Annotated in this window: 11 protein-coding genes, 1 tRNA gene and 1 pseudogene; 3 read left to right on the top strand and 10 right to left on the bottom strand. The window is 48.1% G+C overall.

The window, feature by feature from the left end; translation table 11 throughout:
- Positions 1-823: 823 nt before the first annotated feature.
- The 4 genes from NNO04_RS05945 to actS form a co-directional block, all read right to left on the bottom strand.
- Positions 824-1,402 carry a hypothetical protein gene (locus NNO04_RS05945; protein ID WP_001189830.1) on the bottom strand — a complete coding sequence of 193 codons (579 nt, stop codon included), beginning with the start codon at positions 1,400-1,402 and terminating at the stop codon, positions 824-826.
- A complete protein-coding gene (locus NNO04_RS05950; RefSeq protein WP_271443891.1) occupies positions 1,403-2,998 on the bottom strand; it encodes a site-specific integrase in 1,596 nt (531 codons plus the stop codon).
- A 134-nt stretch (positions 2,999-3,132) separates the two neighbouring features.
- Positions 3,133-3,206 (bottom strand) — tRNA-Gly (locus tag NNO04_RS05955).
- A 79-nt stretch (positions 3,207-3,285) separates the two neighbouring features.
- Positions 3,286-4,047 carry an amidase activator ActS gene (gene actS, locus NNO04_RS05960; protein WP_271443892.1) on the bottom strand — a complete coding sequence of 254 codons (762 nt, stop codon included), beginning with the start codon at positions 4,045-4,047 and terminating at the stop codon, positions 3,286-3,288.
- Positions 4,048-4,313: 266 nt separating this feature from the next.
- Between actS and NNO04_RS22875 the strand changes: the two are divergent.
- Positions 4,314-4,497: pseudogene (locus NNO04_RS22875) on the top strand (hypothetical protein); the annotation flags it as partial.
- A 342-nt stretch (positions 4,498-4,839) separates the two neighbouring features.
- Here the strand turns inward: NNO04_RS22875 and NNO04_RS05965 are convergent.
- The 5 genes from NNO04_RS05965 to dpaL form a co-directional block, all read right to left on the bottom strand.
- Positions 4,840-6,111, bottom strand: a complete 1,272-nt coding sequence (locus NNO04_RS05965) for a RidA family protein (protein ID WP_271443893.1) — start codon at positions 6,109-6,111, stop codon at positions 4,840-4,842.
- A gap of 315 nt (positions 6,112-6,426) precedes the next feature.
- A complete protein-coding gene (locus NNO04_RS05970) occupies positions 6,427-7,713 on the bottom strand; it encodes an MFS transporter (protein ID WP_271443894.1) in 1,287 nt (428 codons plus the stop codon).
- A 78-nt stretch (positions 7,714-7,791) separates the two neighbouring features.
- The gene (locus NNO04_RS05975; protein ID WP_271443895.1) at positions 7,792-9,384 is read right to left on the bottom strand and encodes an N-acyl-D-amino-acid deacylase family protein; all 1,593 of its coding nucleotides are present in this window, start codon (positions 9,382-9,384) and stop codon (positions 7,792-7,794) included.
- 68 nt (positions 9,385-9,452) lie between these two features.
- Positions 9,453-10,637 carry a YgeY family selenium metabolism-linked hydrolase gene (locus NNO04_RS05980; protein ID WP_271443896.1) on the bottom strand — a complete coding sequence of 395 codons (1,185 nt, stop codon included), beginning with the start codon at positions 10,635-10,637 and terminating at the stop codon, positions 9,453-9,455.
- Between the two features lie 36 nt (positions 10,638-10,673).
- Positions 10,674-11,885, bottom strand: coding sequence for a diaminopropionate ammonia-lyase (gene dpaL / locus NNO04_RS05985; RefSeq protein ID WP_271443962.1), 1,212 nt, complete (start codon positions 11,883-11,885; stop codon positions 10,674-10,676).
- Between the two features lie 380 nt (positions 11,886-12,265).
- Here dpaL and NNO04_RS05990 point away from each other — a divergent pair, with 380 nt between their 5' ends.
- Together NNO04_RS05990 and idi are read left to right on the top strand one after the other, a co-directional pair.
- Complete coding sequence (locus NNO04_RS05990) at positions 12,266-14,014, top strand: sigma-54 interaction domain-containing protein (protein ID WP_271443897.1); 1,749 nt, start codon at positions 12,266-12,268, stop codon at positions 14,012-14,014.
- A 187-nt stretch (positions 14,015-14,201) separates the two neighbouring features.
- On the top strand, positions 14,202-14,750 hold the full coding sequence (gene idi, locus NNO04_RS05995) for an isopentenyl-diphosphate Delta-isomerase (RefSeq protein ID WP_271443898.1): 549 nt from the start codon (positions 14,202-14,204) through the stop codon (positions 14,748-14,750).
- Between the two features lie 49 nt (positions 14,751-14,799).
- On the opposite strand, the gene lysS is transcribed toward idi, so the two are convergent.
- Positions 14,800-16,317: a lysine--tRNA ligase gene (gene lysS, locus NNO04_RS06000; RefSeq protein ID WP_271443899.1), complete on the bottom strand. Its 1,518-nt coding sequence runs from the start codon at positions 16,315-16,317 to the stop codon at positions 14,800-14,802.
- Between the last annotated feature and the right edge of the window lie 5 nt (positions 16,318-16,322).

The raw sequence follows: 16,322 nt of genomic DNA on the forward strand, positions 1-16,322 counted from the left end.
CGAGAACGCTAACGGGCTGGGAGTCTGACAGAGGCTGTCTTGCTAGCCTTGGTATGGAGAAAGACTTAATGTCGGGAGAGCTTCCGCATAACTTGACGCATCAAGACCAGAGGCGGAATGTATGGTCCCTATAGTGATAGCTAAGGGTCCATTCCCTATAGTGAGGGTATAAGATTTGCTACCTGATAAGGCCATAATCTGACCTCCAGTTAGACCCGAAGCATGGAGACCACATCATAGCGACCATAGTTTACTTCGGGCTGACAGGACTGGAGGCTGGACTTAAAGTTCTCTTTATTGGAATTGTGATAACACAATCCATAACAAGATAAACTCATGGTCTCCTCCAGCCTGCTGGTCAGGGCTCAAAGTCCAACCTCAGACACCACTACTGGTCTAACCTCTTTGAGTTTCCGCCTGTCCACAATGGATGGTAGACCTCAGCAATGATGTCTTGGTTCTTCACAATCTCGCACACCGATGGTCTCATAGACGGAAGTTCCGCTGAGGTCTAATGTTCTCCGCCTGTCAAAGGAGAGAGATTGCTACGTTAAAGGAGAATGGTCTCAGGCCAAGGTGATTTAACACTAGGCGTCTGCGGATGGTTTCCAATCGGGTCCGCTGCCGGAAGCCTGAGACTTAATGAATGCGTGTGCGGGTCGTGACTGCTATTAAGATGGGGGGACTTAGGTCTCCCCCTATAGTGAGGGTATATTGTCAGAGGACGAACAGGCCAACCTTACGCTTAAACCAGTGGCAGAATAAATACGCTCAGTATCAGATCTTCCTATAGTGATAGTTAAGTGCTTTACCCGAAAAAAAACTAACCATAAAAATATTTTTCTGCATCATCCAGAAAGCCTCTATAAAATAAAAGGGCTTTATCTGCTAGTGACGGAATATCTTCAGGAACGATATCCTCACCTAAGTGTTTTCGAGGCACATCATAAGTTCTCCCTCTATTCGTTACCGGGAGCAACTGTGTTTCCGAAGGAAAAAAAACCACCTTTGATCCGGGAGTCGTTTGCATGACGTAATTTCCAGACTCATCTGTAAAAGTTCTAATCCTCATTTCTCCGTAAGGCTCAGGCGGCATAATACCCCAGCCTTCAGGGGATCTTGTAATAATGCTTTCCACTGTGTGCTCCTCTGCTCCTCGGGCATTTATAAGATATGAAAGCAATTGATCCTTTCGTCTCGCACTAAGATATTTACCATGCCAAGATTGCCACTTTCCACTTTTCGAGAAATGATTAACACTTTTATTCCATACTCTTTCTAAGTGGGTTAAAAAGTATCGCCAATATTCCTCAAATTCATCTAATGACGTTGAGGATTTCATTCCTAACAAAGCCCTCTCAGCCCTTTCAAGCTCAATCCTTGGTTGTGTTGATCTCTGCATCTATTTCCCCCTAGCAACACCTGCCATCACATTAACCAATCTATCCACCTCGACCTCTTTAGCGTAACGGTCGTAAGTTATAGACCCTGAGCTATGACCCATAATCGCCTGAGCATACGCTAACTCGACCCCATGTTGTTTTAACTGGGTCGCAACTGTATGTCTAAACGAGTGAAACGCTAAGCCGCTACGGTCAGCGAGAACTTTTGGTAACAAGGTCCGGTTAAACCATTTGCTTACCTGCTCACCGTAGCCATTCTTCATCAGCTTGAGGCCATCGAATACCATAGCATTATCACCCATAGTCTTTCTACGGTCTTCCACAAGCGACATAAAGTCAGCCAATACAAAACCATAAGCGCCATCGACCAGCGGGACACAGCGGTCACTGTGGGCGTTCTTGATACTCTTACCCGGCAGGCTGCTATCGTCTTCGTTGATATCGATAAAAACGGTCCCAGCCTCAGTGGTCCTGACGTCTTTGACCTGAAGTTGGGCCACCTCGTTAAGTCTCGCACCTGTAATCGCAGCCAGAGCGGTGACGTAATAATGGTATGGCTTACCTGAGTTCTTCTGCGAGTACGCTTTAGCGGCTACCAGTAGTTGCCCGACCTGCTCAGGACTGAACGCATCACGAGCGTCGGAGGCTTTACGCTGCGGGACTTTCAGCTCAAGACCTTCTGTCAGGTTCTTAGCTATCAGGTCGTTGCGTACCGCCCACTTAAACACAGCAGCCATCTTGATAAGGTATTTATTGTTGATGGTAACGACATCCAGACAGTCAGTCTTAGACTCCCGGTTCAGCAGGTCAGACAGCGGCATAGCCTTAAAGCGTTGTTTGCGGTTCTTCGGTAACAGTTGGAGGACTTCACGGACCCTAAGCATATCTGCACGGGTCGCCTTGCTGACGTCCTGAATATCCAGATAGTCGAATATCTCGATTAACGTAGAGTGAGACGCTCGGTTCTCGCTCAGGGTCGCTGGCTTCCAGTTCTGGGCGTTCTCCTGCTCGTACTGCTCAATGAGAGACGCGAGGGTCAGTGCTTTAGGTTCAGGGACTTCAGGCTCCGATGATACAGATAAGGAGACAGACGGTCTTAGACTACTGGTCTCAGGCTCAAGGTAAGACAACAGGCCAGAGCTATCACCCTTGAGTCTATCCTGACAGGCCTTAAGCACACCGATAACGTCATTGATATAGCGATGCTGGTCTACAGTCAGACGCTCAGTCGCTACAGCTTCCCGAAGGTTGGACTTAATGTCATCGTACTGGTCAACGTAAAGCTGGTAGGACTCAGGGTCGTTCAGGTCATCACGGCTGACACTAAGTTCCCACTCAACAATGGTCTTCAGATGCTCCCGTAGTTCCTCATAGGACGCGCTAGGGTTGTCTGCGTGTATTGCCTTCAGTGCTGACTTGATGTGCCGAGAGTGAGCCATAGCGGTGCGTCTGTCCTTAGTCCGTAGTGATACTGACGCTAGTTTATAACGGTTGTGAGAAGGAAGCGAAGCGGTCAGGCGACCCGTGGTCTTCATCCTAAGACGGATGTAAAAGACACCGTTACGCTGATAAAGGTAGGTTCTTGAATTGAGCATGTACTGAGACCTTAGGTCTGCTCACTACTTCAACAAAGTTAGTCACAGTGTTGGTTACAGTGAGTAAAACTATTGGAAGGTTTTAAGCCGTATCTCTGAGGATTCAGTCAGTTGGAGTGATTTAAGAAAGGTTTTGGAGCGGGCGAAGGGAATCGAACCCTCGTATAGAGCTTGGGAAGCTCTCGTTCTACCATTGAACTACGCCCGCTTTGAATTGCGTAAGGCATTATAAACCTTACGCTCTTGTTAGCAAGGGACTCTCACACTGACTGGCGATTAATTCGCCGTCAGCATTTGGGTTTACTCCCTTGTGGCGGTAAATATCGCAGCGGATCGATTGCCGTGGCGCGATAGCGAATCTGGAAATGCAGCCGTACAGAAGCGGCGTCAGTACTCCCCATCGTGGCGATTTTCTGCCCGGCTTTCACGCTTTGCCCGTTATTCACCAGCATCGTGTCGTTATGAGCATACGCAGTGATGTATTCCTCATTATGCTTAATCATGACAAGGTTGCCGTAACCACGTAATTGGTTGCCGACATACACCACCTTCCCAGCCCCCGCCGCATAGACAGGTGTTCCACGCGCGGCGGAAATATCAATCCCTTTATTACCGCCATCCGCAGTCGAATACGGCAGAATCACTTTACCGCTGGCAGGCCATACCCAGCATCGTTGCCCCACCGGAGGCCAGGAAGACTTCGCCACCGCAGAAGACGGTGTGACCGCAGCCGTTTTTGTCGAGGATTTCTTCGTCGTTTTGCTTGATGCGGTGCTGTTTTTGTTAGCCCCGCCGCTGACTTTCAGTTTTTGCCCTACTTCGATGGTATAGGGCGGTGAAATTCCGTTAAGACGCGCGATTTCCTTAACGCTGGTTCCCGTCACACGCGAAATGCGATAGAGCGTATCCCCTCGCTTCACAGTATAAACAGAACCAGAATAGCTGCCCGCATCAGAGGATTGATCGCTGGAGCAACCGGCTAATAGCAACCCTGCGCACAGTAACATCGCAATACTCAGGCTATTTTTGTTCAGGCATCCCGCGCTCAAAACCATTCCTCGCAATATTTCCAGACGCTATATAATAACAGCCAGAAGCCGGATGCCCAATGTATTGCATCCGGAAAGGATCTTGATGAGCGGTCTCACGACCTTACACCCATGTATCACAATGATTTGATTAAACTCATAATGATAAGTGGGCCAGGCATAACTCTGCGGTAATTCCCATCATGGCAGATTTATATTTTTAACATCATCACATTTCCCTGACATTCTTCCGCCCATTTCCACTTTTGGCGTAATTCTTACCTGATATGACGAAGACATGGCCTTCTGAACCCAATGTTCAAATCAAGGGGACGCCAGTGGCAACGCGGGAATCATGCATGCGCGTAGATACCATTGCGAAGGTCACCGGGTGAGTTCGATACACTAATGATTATGTTATCGAAATACGCTCGTAGCCCTATCGACCATGGTTATGCCGCCAGCATCAACTGAGACCAGGCCAAAAATCTGCCTGGGATACTGGCCGTTCTTACCTGGGAAATGGAAAGCGCGAGCTTATTTGCCCGGATAGAAGAGGACTCCCGGATGTCAATCGTCTCCAGGATCTCCCATATTGTACGGCGGGTAGTATTCCGAAGCCGCGCGTTCGGATTATCTAACCGTATGTCGTTGGTGGTTTTGGCCATAAAGAGGATGTGCAGGAAGAACCAATAGCAGCATTCCCGTGAAAGTATTTCTCTGCTTTGAAGCAGTGGGATTTGTGATTGTGTATTTACCATTAGTATAAACAAAGACTCTTTTATACTAATGGTATTTACTCATAAGCATTTATTATGCTTTTGGTGGTGTGCCTTCTTCGTTTGCGACAACGACATCGATCTGGATTAACGCATCATGAGGTAATTCTGGTACACCCACTATTCTGCGTGCAGGAACGCCGTCAGGGAAGAACGTTGTGTAAACAGCATCGACAGAACCAATATCAGAAATATGCTTAAGAAAAATATTAACTTTAACCACATCATCTAACGTGTGGTCGATACTTTCAACGATGGTTTTTATATTTTTTAAGCACTGTTGAGTCTGTTCTTTTACTCCACCTGAGACTAATACACCTGTTTTTGGGTCTAATGGTAATTGTGCTGAGAGGTGATTGTAATGAGAGAACGCCACAGTCTGTGTGTGCGATGAACTTATTGGGGCATTTACGGTATTGTTTGCTTCTATTATCAACCCATGCCTGTCTTCGACAGCTTGTGGAGGAGTACCATCACCGTGTGACACAACGGCTTCGATTTGCACGAGAGCATCCAGGGGTAAAGCTGATACAGCAATGATTGTGCGAGCGGGTAAATAAGCTGCGGCCCGCGCGATAGAGGAGTCTGGGAAAAATGTAGTATAAACTTCATTTACAGAATTTATATCAGAGATATTTTTTATGAAGATATTAATTTTAACAATATCGTCAAACGAAACATCAATACTGTTCAAAATTGCTTTGATATTTTTTAAGCACTGTACTGTTTGTTCTTTTACGCCACCAGTGACTAATTTACCCGATATTGGATCAACAGGTAATTGGGCTGAAAGATTGTTGTAATGAGAAAAAGCTACTGTTTGAGTAGACAGAACGTTCATTGGTGCATTAGGTGAATTATTAGTGAGTTTTATTAGGTCACCCGTTTGTGGCTCGTTGGGAATGGTGCCTTCACCATTTGAAATCAATGCTTCAACTTGTACCAACGCATCCATTGGTAATGCAGCAACTGCAGCGATCGTGCGCGCAGGTACATAGGTTGGGAAGTATGACTTATAAATTTCGTCTACAGCGTCAAGATCCTTTATATTTTTGACAAAGACCGTGATTCTCACGACATCATTCATAACATGGTTGATACTGTCCACGATAGACTTGATATTTTTAAGGCACTGTTCAGCTTGCTCTTTTATACCACCAGAAACCAGTTTACCCGTTTTTGGATCAACAGGGAGTTGTGCTGAAAAATTATTATAATGAGAGAATGCAACCGTTTGTGAATATGGACCTAAATCTTTAGGCGCATTTTCGGTATTTCTTGCTAATACTGCATTATAAGAACTCATAATTATACTGTTCTCTTTATTTGAAAATATAATGATTCAAGTGAAGAATTTCATTACAAGCAAGGCTTGCAGACACAATACGCATAATCAGGTTGGAGCGTTCGACCAATAGCGAGGATACTGAGCGTTATTCCCAGACCATGTTTATAACCAATTCAGTCGGTTCACAAAACGGGGATTTTTCGTCAATTTTAGTCATTCAAGGCACGCGCCAAAAGAGTGTTCTTAGAATATGATCAACACGTTAAATATTTCCCCCTGGGTTGAGACCCCCTGCAGCGCTTAAATGCCAGAACCACAGGGGATAGACATTAATTAGGCCTTACTGGGTATAGCACCTAAAGAATGCGAACTTTTTACTGTCAGTGTGACCAGTGCCGAACCTATCAGTGCAGCAATCATAAAAATAAATGCACTGTTATAGCTTCCGCCGCTGCTTTGGATCAGCCATCCGATGACTGGCGCTGAAACAACCCCTGCCATCTGCCCGCCAAAGTTAACGATGCCGGAAGCTCTGCCCATGATTTTGTTGGGGATGGTATCCATCAAAATACCCCAGAATGTCGCCATAGCGAAAAACATAAACAGGGCTGAAATACACTGATAAACGACTGCCATATCCGCGCTGCTTACGCTGAAGGTCAGGTACAGGAAACCCGCCGCAATAACAGACGTTATGACGTACAGCATTTTGCGCTGTGGTTTGAATTTGTCTGAGCAATACCCACCTAACAATGTCCCACATGCGCCAAACAGGAAAGGAATTGCCGCCATAACGCCGGTTTTCGCCAGAGAGAATTCACGTACAGTAATGAGGTAGCTTGGTAACCAGGTAGAAAAACCCCAGAAGGTAATATCAAACAAGAACCAGATGCTTGCCATCTGCCAAAGTACAGGCATTTTTAACACGTCCTTGAATGCGACGGAGCCTGTATTTTGCAAACTGCCTTGATCGTCAGCGGCCAGTTCCTTCAGATCCTGCTGCGTAATAGCGGGATGATCTTTCGGGTTGTCACGGGTGAATAAGTAGATGCCAGCAGCAATAAACAGGCCGGGAATACCCAGTACGATAAAGACCATGTGCCAGCCAAACGCCCCAATAATACTCGCGGCGACAACAACTGCCAGCGCTGGGCCTAACGTATTCACCGTTGACTGAATTGCCGTTGCACGACCGCGTTCTTTAGATGGGAAATAGGTCGAAATCATCTTCCAGGAAGCTGACGGGAAACAGCCCTCACCTACACCAAATAAAAAGCGAACGGCCAACATTAAGGGAAGCGTAAGCACTGCGCCTGTTAAGCTAGTAAAAATAGACCACCAGGCAATACCAATGGCCATTATTTTACGTGATCCAAATTTATCCGCCAGTAAACCGCCAGGGATTTGAAATGCGGCATAGCCAATGAAGAAGGCACTAATAATTAAACCTTGTTGTGTCGTATCAAGATTTAAATCTTTGCCAATATAAGGTAATGAAACGCTCATGACCATTCTATCGAGAAAAGAAAGTAACCATGCCAGCCAAATTAATGACAATACTGTATATCTTGCTTTCCAGGTCTTTGTTTTACCGGAAGGTAAAGAGGTTTGTAGGTTCATGGTATGTCCTTGGGGTGTTGTTATCTATCGCAGGCCATAAATGGCTGCGATAGATTTGTGTTTATTTAACGTTATTTATTAGTTTTGTTTTCTAATAACGTTACCGCTACAGGCATAACTTTCTATGCCATTGATTAATGCAATGCGTCCATTAACCATGACCATTTCAATCCCTTCCGGATACTGATTGGGTTCAACAAATGTGCCCTTATCAGTAATGGTATTAGGATCAAGCATCACAATATCTGCGGCGTATCCCACTTTGAGCAATCCACGATCCTGCAGACCCAGCACTTCAGCAGGTTTTCCAGTCATCTTACGGATAGCCGCCTCCCAACTCAGGCATCCCTCTTCCCGTACATATTTACCGAGTACGCGGGGAAATGCGCCGAACACGCGCGGGTGAGGTTTACCAGCCCCCATCAAACCGTCAGTACACACGTTCTGTTCTGGTCGGCAGAGGAACTTAATGACGTGTTCTTCTGTGCCATAGAAATCAACCATCCCGACGGCGTTTTCTTCTTCAAACAACAGATCAAACGTGGCGTTGTAGGGATCTTTACCGCGCAACTCACCCAACTGAACCAGGTTGAGACCGACAGCATCCTGATTTTTTTCTGTTTTGACGCTGGTGACAAAAATCTGGTCCAGACCTGCAAAATCAATAAAGTTATCCCAGCCAGGAATGCCCTGTTGAATATCAGCGATCATTTTGGCGCGTAATTCAGGCGAAGCCAGACGCTCAAGTAACTTGTCTGTTCCGCCAGAGTGCACCCACGGTGGCAGAATCACGCCAAGCATCGTGCTGCCCGCCACATAGGGGTACTGGTCGTATGAGATGCGAATGCCCTCTTCCTGCGCCTGCTCCAGCATCCCCAGCATCTGATCGATAAGTCCCCAGTTTTTCTTACCACACACTTTCATATGTGAAATGTGCAGCCAGACGCCGGTTGCTTTGGCTATATCAATCAGTTCCTGTGTGGAGTTGATGATGTCATCAGCTTCGCTGCGTTGGTGTACAACAAAGATCCCGTTGTATTTCGCCGTGACTTTACACAGTTCAATCATTTCAGCGGTATCACCAAAGGCACAAGGCATATAGATAAGCCCAGTGGAAAGGCCAAACGCCCCCGCTTTTAACTCCCGCTCAAGGATTTCGCACATCTTCGCCACGTCTTCACGAGTAGAAGGACGCCCATCCAGTCCCATCGCTTCCATGCGCACGTTGCCATGTGGAACCAGATACGCGAGGTTCGTGGCTGGGTGTCGGGATGCCAGCAGGTTGAGATAACCGTCCGTATCTTTATATTTCCAGTCAATTTTGTCAGTATCACCATCCAGTCCGGCAATATTCTTTCGCCAGGCCGGAATATATTCCTCCGGTAACGGCGCAAGTGCTACGCCATCCTGTCCCAGCAATTCGGTGGTAATACCCTGACGAATTTTCGCAGACAGCGCGGGATTAATAATCGCCGATAAATCGGAATGGGTGTGCGTATCAATAAAACCCGGACAAATTATTTTCCCCGTCGCATCAATCACCTGTTCATTTACGCCGGCTTCAATTTGTCCGATCGCCACAATACGGCCGTCATCAACCATCACATCGGCTATCCTGCCTTCACAGCCCGTCCCATCGATCACATTTCCGTTTTTGAAAATGGTTTTCATCGTTATTCTCCATTACGGTGCCGATTAACGGCACCACCTGTAGGGTAAGAGGGTTTTATCTTTATTTTTTAATGACGATACAGTGTCTTGATAATGCTGTAATAACCGCTGGCCGAACCGGTCAGTTGATCAATCTCGATAAACTCATCAATGGTGTGCGCCAGATTTTCGCGAGAAGGTCCAAAACCGATGGTTTTGATTCCCGCTTCGCCCGCATAGTGGCTACCGTTAGTGCAAAATGAGTACTGTGTGATGGTGGGTTCAAATCCTGCCGCGCGAACGCCAGCCAGGGCGGCCTGAACAAATTCATCGGACTCTTCGTAAACCCACCCAGGGAAGAAACGCTCTCCTTCGATGATGGCGCCGGTATAGCAAGACTCCTGGCCCACGGCGTAGGAGACGCTGGCCTTGAACTGCGGGTCCTGCGCAACCAGTTCAGCAAGTGCATTTTCCAGAGGCGCAATGACGCTTTCTTTGGTTTCGCCTACCAGCAGACGACGATCGTAGGTCGCACGGCAGTAATCTGGCACAACGGACGCACCTGGATACGGCGAGGATTTAATGTCTGTCAGTTCCAGAATGCCTGGCCCTAACACCGGGTGAGTTGGCGGAGTGATGGTGCGAATTTTGTCGATCAGCTGCGCCATTTTGTACACCGCGTTAATACCGGCCTGCGGATTAGCGGAGTGGGCTGGTTTGCCAAACGTTTCGACAACAATTTCAGCGCGGCCACGCTGGCCAATTTTCAGGTTTAATTCCGACGCTTCCCCGATAATTACATAGTCAGGTTTATAACGTTCGCTGACCAAACGGGCGGCAATGCCTTCAAAACACTCTTCATGTACGATACAGGCGACATAAATTTTACCGGCAAAATCACGATTATTATCCTGGCCAAAAAATCCAACGGCAGAGATCATCGCCGCCACGGCACCTTTCATGTCCGTTGTGCCACGCCCATAAATTTTGCCATCTTCAATGTCGCCGCCATACGGATTGCGGGTCCACTTCTCTTCATTCACCGGCACAGTATCAATATGTCCATCCAGCACCAGCGTTTTCCCTGGATGATTGCCAATAATACCGCCGACGATATTGCCGTATTTATCAACATGGATGTCATCAAACTGGTAATGCTCCATCATTGTTTTTATTGCATTAACCACTTCCCCTTCCTGACCGGAATAACTTTTCTGCTGGATCAGTGCCTGGCAATTCTTAATCACTTCTTCAATACGGTTTGCAGATAACATGGGTTTTCTCCGTTATTACTTTCAATCAGGAATTTATTAGTTGATGCCCGGGTACTGACCGCCCCAGACAATATCCAGATATTGTTGCGGGTCGGTATCCCCTTCCGTGCTTATCAACAGCACGCGAGAATGTTCATCCAACCCCAGTTGTTCACGCGTTTGCGCCAGTGCAGGCGAGGTCATCAACAATGCCAGAAGACCCGTGGTCACAGCCCCTGATTCACCAGAAGTAATCTGCGGATCGCCCGCTAACGGGTTGCCCAACATGCGCATACCCAGCGCCGCCACTTCATCAGGACAGGAGGCGAATGCAGCGGCATAATCACGCAGCAGTTTCCAGCCGATGCTGTTGGCTTCCCCACAGGCAAGTCCGGCCATAACGGTCTGCAAATCACCACCAACCGCCACCGCATCGCCCTCTTTCGCCAGCGCTGAGCGGTAAAGACAATCGGCAATTAATGCCTCAGCAACGATCACTTTCGGGCGATTATCTCCCCAGGCCGCCGTCACCATTCCCTGAACCATTCCGGCAAACGAGCCGACGCCCGCCTGAACGAACACGTGTGTCGGAGCAACCTGGTGAAGCTGATCCATCGCTTCCAGCATCAGGGTGCCGTAGCCTTGCATAATCCACAGCGGGATCTTTTCGTATCCTTCCCAGGCAGTATCCTGCACCACGATCCAGCCATGTTTTTCAGCCTGCTCTGCGGTCATACGCACGGCATCGTCATAGTTCATATCAACGATTTCTGCTGTCGCCCCTTCATTGCGAATAGACGTCAGACGCTGCTGCGAAGAACCTTTCGGCATGTAGACCACGGCATTTTGCTTCAGTTGACGCGCCATCCATGCCACGCCACGACCGTGGTTGCCATCGGTGGTGGTCGCAAATGTCACGGTCTTCAGGTCGTGACGCACTTCTTCGCTGGTCATCACGCCAAAGGGTAATTCACTGATATCCTTGCCCACTAATTCCGCGATATGGCATGCCATCGCATAGGCTCCCCCCAGTGCTTTAAAGGCTTTGAGGCCAAAACGTTGAGATTCATCCTTAAGGTAAATATTTTTAACGCCCAGTTTCTGTGAGAGTGCTGGTAACGAATACAGCGGCGTCGGGGCATAACCTGGGATAGAACGATGAAAATTCAGCGCTTTTACCAACTCCTGGTGACTAAACGGCGCCAGTGGCGCATCGGGGTGCTCGGTAAACGGCGTCTGGTTGATAAAAAATGATAATTTTTCCTGCATCATAGAGCCTCATTGTCCTGGTATTTCATTCCCTGTAATCGATGTCATACAGAGAGATTTAAGCGAGCGGTATTCCGTAAAAGCAAAATGCTTACCAGTTTTTGACAACATGACAAAATTATGGATATTTTTTAATAAAACATTGAATTTAAACAAATTAAAAAATAGAGCAACAACTTACTCAGCCAAAATAGTCTACTGAGTTTATCGAGTCACTTTGATAAATTCTCACAGATGATAAATAGTGTGATCGCAGAAGAGAAAATAAAAAACACATCTAAAAACAAAGCAATAAATTGATTTTACGCAAATCAACCTGGCAGCAATTCGCATATTTATCATTCCCCCTGAGAAATTCGCAGCCCTGCCGGAGATGTATCATGATTTCAGTACTCAGTAATATTCAGGATGATATCTGCAATTATGCCGACGCTATTTCCGGCATTACCGGTACGGATGTTGAAATCATTGATGAATCTTTAACGCGCATAGCTGGCACCGGGAAATACCGGCATATGCTCAATGAAAATGTGGCTAAAAATGGCTATATCTATCGTCATGTTCTGCAAGTGCGCGAAACGGTGTTGATCAAAAACCCTGGTGAACATCCGCTCTGCCAGCTCTGTGAAAAACACCACTATTGTTCAGAAATGCTTGATTTGAATGCTCCTATTTTTCTCAATAATCGCGTCATTGGGGTGATCGGGATTATTTGCTCAACGCAGGCACAGCGTGAAACTTTGCTGAGTCAGATTGATAAATTTGTCACTTTCATTGAACAAATCGCCGTCATGATCTCAAGTAAGGTCTTTGAATGTCTGGAGCGGTTGCGCGCGCAGGAGACGCTGGGGGCATTTCGTCTTCTGATTGATGCCATGGATCGCGGCGTAGTCGCTATCGATGGTAATAGCCGCATCTGGCATGCCAACCGTTCAGCCGATCGCATTCTCAACCGCGAGGTTCAGGGGTTGCCCCTTACCATTGAGACAACCGGCGACAGTTTGTATGGTGATGAAGAAGCGTGGCTGACGCTTGAAGGACAAAAACACCATGTGCTGTGCAAACAAATTTCACTGTCATCGCAGGATAATGATCGGTTAACCATGGTCATCTTTCGCGATGCACGAGACTATCTCAGCACTATCGCCACTTCCCCCTATGAATTTGACACTCAGGTACGCCTGATCGGCCATTCCCCCTCAATGGAACAGCTCAGGAGTACCATTGGCAAAATCGCTAACAGTTACGCCAGCGTTCTTATCACCGGGGAGAGTGGGTCCGGGAAAGAGGTTGTAGCATTTGCCATCCATCAGAGCAGCCCGCGTAAAGTCGCTCCTTTCGTGACGATCAACTGCGCAGCCATACCCGAGCAGTTGCTGGAAAGCGAGCTTTTTGGTTACGTTCGCGGTGCATTCAGCGGCGCTGATCCCAAAGGACGAATGGGTAAATTTGAACTGGCCAACGGCGGTAGCTTATTCCTGGATGAGATCGGCGACATGCCGCTTCATCTGCAAGCCAAATTGCTCAGAGTTCTGCAAGAAAAAACAATCACCCGTGTTGGTTCGAACAACATCATCGATATTGATGTACGTATTATTGCGGCGACTAATAAAAACATTAATGCGATGGTCGAGAATAATCAGTTTCGTGAAGATCTTTTCTATCGACTAAACGTGGTCCCTCTTGTGCTCCCTTCTCTGAGGGAGCGACGCGCCGATATCGCCGTCCTGGCGCAAAATTTTGCGGACGAGTTCTCAGCAAGCTACCAGCGCCCCCCACAAAAGCTACCTGATGATGTTATCAACCGCCTGTATACCTGGCACTGGCCCGGCAACATTCGTGAATTACGAAACGTCATTGAATATATTTTTGTCATGCGCGGAGAAGCTGCCGGGATCAACGCGAGTCATCTGCCTCCTTACCTGCTTACCGCAGCTGACGGCAGAAAAACCGCCATACAGACTCAACCTCGCCAGCTTTCCGACCAGGGAAGACAAACGGAAAGGGACGCCATTGAAAACGGCATACAACGATTTGGATCAAGCGTTGAGGGTAAGAAACAAGCGGCGGCAGAATTGGGGATCAGTATCGCCACGCTATACCGAAAAATTAAACAGTACGGTTTGTGAGCCTCCAGATTTTCCGACGGTTTACCGGATAACGGTTTTTTTTGATATTTTCCCCTTGGTCTCGACATCCGCCCCCTGAATGCGGAAGTCGAATGCCACAGACTCACGTACATTAGTTATTAATCATTCTGTCGCGATATTTCATACCCTATAATGATGTGTCTTTAAAATTCACGGCGAGACATTCATGCAACAGGAACACATCATTTTATTGGATGAGCAGGATAATCCTTCCGGTACGCTGGAAAAATATGCAGGGCACACCCTCAATACCCCTTTGCATCTCGCCTTCTCTTGCTGGTTGTTCAATACACAGGGCCAGCTTCTGGTCACTCGCCGCTCGCTATCGAAAAAAGCGTGGCCAGGCGTCTGGACGAATTCGGTTTGTGGCCATCCACAGCAAGGAGAAAGCACTGAAGAGGCTATTATTCGACGCTGCCGTTTTGAGTTAGGCGTGGAGATCGCCAGTTTGATCCCCGTGTATTCTGCGTTTCGTTACCGTGCAGCCGATCCAAACGGGATCGTGGAGAACGAAGTGTGCCCGGTCTATGCGGCACGAATGGTCAGCGAACTCAGCGTAAATAACGATGAGGTGATGGAGTACCAGTGGAGTGCTCTGGAGAGTGTTCTGGAGGGGATTGGCGCTACGCCGTGGGCTTTTAGTCCGTGGATGGTGATGCAGGCGTCGAACGGTGCAGCGTGTGAAGCCTTGTTAAAATACTGCCGTCAAAAATAAAAAACCCCGACGCATTTGCCGGGGTTGGTTTTATCTGACGCCGTGAGGTTTATTTAACCGGACGCATCGCCGGGAACAGGATCACGTCGCGGATGGTATGGCTGTTGGTGAACAGCATAACCATACGGTCGATACCAATGCCCAAGCCCGCCGTCGGCGGCAAACCGTGTTCCAGAGCGGTCACATAGTCTTCGTCGTAGAACATCGCTTCGTCATCACCCGCATCTTTGGCGTTAACCTGATCCAGGAAACGCTGAGCCTGATCTTCGGCATCGTTCAGCTCGCTAAAGCCATTACCGATTTCACGGCCACCGATGAAGAATTCAAAGCGGTCAGTAATTTCTGGGTTTTCATCGTTACGACGCGCCAGAGGAGAAACTTCCGCCGGATATTCCGTGATGAAGGTCGGCTGAATCAGATGCGCTTCCGCCACTTCTTCAAAGATCTCGGTCACGATACGGCCCAGACCCCAGCTCTTCTCAATCTTGATGCCGATGCTTTGGGCAATCGCTTTAGCAGAGTCGAAACTGTCCAGATCCGCCATATTCGTCTCCGGACGATATTTCTTGATGGCTTCACGCATGGTCAGTTTTTCGAACGGTTTGCCAAAGTCGAACACTTCATCACCGTAAGGCACTTCAGTGGTACCCAGAACGTCCTGCGCCAGCGTACGGAACAGGGATTCGGTCAGTTCGATCAGGTCTTTGTAGTCCGCATACGCCATATAGAGTTCCATCATGGTGAACTCTGGGTTATGACGAACGGAGATCCCTTCGTTACGGAAGTTACGGTTGATCTCGAATACACGTTCGAAACCACCTACCACCAGACGCTTCAGATACAGTTCCGGCGCGATACGCAGGTACATATCCAGATCCAGCGCATTATGATGGGTGATGAACGGGCGTGCTGCGGCACCACCAGGGATCACCTGCATCATCGGGGTTTCTACTTCCATAAAGCCACGGCCCACCATGAACTGACGGATACCCGCCATGATCTGTGAACGCACTTTAAAGGTGTTGCGGGATTCATCGTTAGAGATGAGATCCAGATAACGTTGACGGTAACGTGCTTCCTGATCCTGCAGACCGTGGAATTTATCCGGCAGCGGGCGCAGCGCTTTGGTCAACAGACGCAGCTCGGTGCAATGGATCGACAGTTCACCCGTTTTGGTTTTGAACAGCTTACCTTTCGCGCCGAGGATGTCGCCGAGATCCCATTTTTTGAACTGCTCGTTGTAGATGCCTTCCGGCAGATCGTCACGGGAAACATACAGCTGAATGCGGCCGCCGACGTCTTGCAGCGTAACAAACGACGCTTTACCCATGATGCGACGAGTCATCATACGACCCGCTACGGACACTTCGATGTTCAGCGCTTCCAGTTCTTCGTTTTCTTTCGCGTCGAAGTCAGCATGCAGTTGGTCTGAGGTGTGATCGCGACGGAAATCATTCGGGAACGGGATACCCTGCTCGCGCAGGCCAGCCAGCTTCTCGCGGCGCGTTTTCAGTTCATTATTAAGATCGGCTACCGCGTCAGCGCCCTGTGCGTGTTGTTCAGACATGTTGG

The sequence above is a fragment of the Citrobacter sp. Awk 4 genome (genome assembly GCF_028069725.1).
Lineage (GTDB): Bacteria > Pseudomonadota > Gammaproteobacteria > Enterobacterales > Enterobacteriaceae > Citrobacter_D.